Here is a 2,996-nt window from a genome sequence, read left to right as displayed (position 1 = left end):
GGTTAAGTTAATAAGGGCGCACGGTGAATGCCTTGGCACTAGGAGCCGATGAAGGACGGGACTAACACCGATATGCTTCGGGGAGCTGTAAGTAAGCTTTGATCCGGAGATTTCCGAATGGGGGAACCCACTGTTCGTAATGGAACAGTATCTTTACCTGAATACATAGGGTATTGAAGGCAGACCCGGGGAACTGAAACATCTAAGTACCCGGAGGAAGAGAAAGCAAACGCGATTCCCTGAGTAGCGGCGAGCGAAACGGGATTAGCCCAAACCAAGAGGCTTGCCTCTTGGGGTTGTAGGACACTCTACACGGAGTTACAAAGGAACGAGGTAAATGAACAGGTCTGGAAAGGCCGGCCATAGAAGGTAAAAGCCCTGTAGTTGAAACTTCGTTCCCTCCAGAGTGGATCCTGAGTACGGCGGGACACGTGAAATCCCGTCGGAAGCAGGGAGGACCATCTCCCAAGGCTAAATACTCCCTAGTGACCGATAGTGAACCAGTACCGTGAGGGAAAGGTGAAAAGCACCCCGGAAGGGGAGTGAAATAGTTCCTGAAACCGTGTGCCTACAAGTAGTCAGAGCCCTTTAACGGGTGATGGCGTGCCTTTTGTAGAATGAACCGGCGAGTTACGATTACATGCGAGGTTAAGTTGAATAGACGGAGCCGCAGCGAAAGCGAGTCTGAATAGGGCGTATTAGTATGTGGTCGTAGACCCGAAACCAGGTGACCTACCCATGTCCAGGTTGAAGTCCAGGTAACACTGGATGGAGGACCGAACCCACGCACGTTGAAAAGTGCGGGGATGAGGTGTGGGTAGCGGAGAAATTCCAATCGAACTTGGAGATAGCTGGTTCTCTCCGAAATAGCTTTAGGGCTAGCCTCATGTTGTTAGAATCTTGGAGGTAGAGCACTGTTTGGACTAGGGGCCCTCATCGGGTTACCGAATTCAGACAAACTCCGAATGCCAAAGATTTATCCATGGGAGTCAGACTGCGAGTGATAAGATCCGTAGTCAAGAGGGAAACAGCCCAGACCACCAGTTAAGGTCCCAAAGTATACGTTAAGTGGAAAAGGATGTGGAGTTGCTTAGACAACCAGGATGTTGGCTTAGAAGCAGCCACCATTTAAAGAGTGCGTAATAGCTCACTGGTCGAGTGACTCTGCGCCGAAAATGTACCGGGGCTAAACGTATCACCGAAGCTGTGGATTGACATCTGCGATGTCAGTGGTAGGAGAGCGTTCTAAGGGCGTTGAAGCTAGACCGTAAGGACTGGTGGAGCGCTTAGAAGTGAGAATGCCGGTATGAGTAGCGAAAGATGGGTGAGAATCCCATCCACCGAATGCCTAAGGTTTCCTGAGGAAGGCTCGTCCGCTCAGGGTTAGTCGGGGCCTAAGCCGAGGCTGAAAAGCGTAGGCGATGGACAACAGGTTGATATTCCTGTACCACCTCTTTACCGTTTGAGCAATGGGGGGACGCAGGAGGATAGGGTAAGCGCGCTGCTGGAATAGCGCGTCCAAGCAGTTAGGCTGCAAGCGAGGCAAATCCCGCTTGCGTGAAGGCTGAGCTGTGACGGCGAGGGAAATATAGTACCGAAGTTCCTGAATCCACACTGCCAAGAAAAGCCTCTAGCGAGGGAAAAGGTGCCCGTACCGCAAACCGACACAGGTAGGCGAGGAGAGAATCCTAAGGTGAGCGAGAGAACTCTCGTTAAGGAACTCGGCAAAATCACCCCGTAACTTCGGGAGAAGGGGTGCTCATTTGGGTGAATAGCCCGGATGAGCCGCAGTGAATAGGCCCAGGCGACTGTTTAGCAAAAACACAGGTCTCTGCGAAGCCGCAAGGCGAAGTATAGGGGCTGACGCCTGCCCGGTGCTGGAAGGTTAAGAGGAGGGGTTAGCGCAAGCGAAGCTCTGAATTGAAGCCCCAGTAAACGGCGGCCGTAACTATAACGGTCCTAAGGTAGCGAAATTCCTTGTCGGGTAAGTTCCGACCCGCACGAAAGGCGTAACGATCTGGGCACTGTCTCAACGAGAGACTCGGTGAAATTATAGTACCTGTGAAGATGCAGGTTACCCGCGACAGGACGGAAAGACCCCGTGGAGCTTTACTGTAGCCTGATATTGAATTTCGGTACAGCTTGTACAGGATAGGTAGGAGCCTTGGAAGCCGGAGCGCCAGCTTCGGTGGAGGCATCGGTGGGATACTACCCTGGCTGTATTGAAATTCTAACCCGCGCCCCTGATCGGGGCGGGAGACAGTGTCAGGTGGGCAGTTTGACTGGGGCGGTCGCCTCCTAAAGAGTAACGGAGGCGCCCAAAGGTTCCCTCAGAATGGTTGGAAATCATTCGAAGAGTGTAAAGGCATAAGGGAGCTTGACTGCGAGACCTACAAGTCGAGCAGGGACGAAAGTCGGGCTTAGTGATCCGGTGGTTCCGCATGGAAGGGCCATCGCTCAACGGATAAAAGCTACCCCGGGGATAACAGGCTTATCTCCCCCAAGAGTCCACATCGACGGGGAGGTTTGGCACCTCGATGTCGGCTCATCGCATCCTGGGGCTGTAGTCGGTCCCAAGGGTTGGGCTGTTCGCCCATTAAAGCGGTACGCGAGCTGGGTTCAGAACGTCGTGAGACAGTTCGGTCCCTATCCGTCGTGGGCGCAGGAAATTTGAGAGGAGCTGTCCTTAGTACGAGAGGACCGGGATGGACGCACCGCTGGTGTACCAGTTGTCTTGCCAAAGGCATAGCTGGGTAGCTATGTGCGGACGGGATAAGTGCTGAAAGCATCTAAGCATGAAGCCCCCCTCGAGATGAGATTTCCCATAGCGTCAAGCTAGTAAGACCCCTGAAAGATGATCAGGTTGATAGGTTTGAGGTGGAAGCGTGGCGACACGTGGAGCTGACAAATACTAATCGGTCGAGGACTTAACCAAATTAAATGATTACTCGAAAGACTTCTTCAGCATTATCTAGTTTTGAGGGAACAAACCTCAA

General features: G+C 52.6%; 1 rRNA gene. It reads left to right on the top strand.

From position 1 onward, the window contains the following. Positions 1 to 2,935 (top strand): 23S ribosomal RNA (locus V7127_RS01240). The last annotated feature ends 61 nt before the right edge of the window (positions 2,936 to 2,996 follow it).

This window comes from Bacillus sp. JJ1773, from assembly GCF_036962035.1.
Classification (GTDB): domain Bacteria; phylum Bacillota; class Bacilli; order Bacillales; family Cytobacillaceae; genus Cytobacillus.
This window is presented reverse-complemented; position numbering and strand designations above follow the sequence as displayed.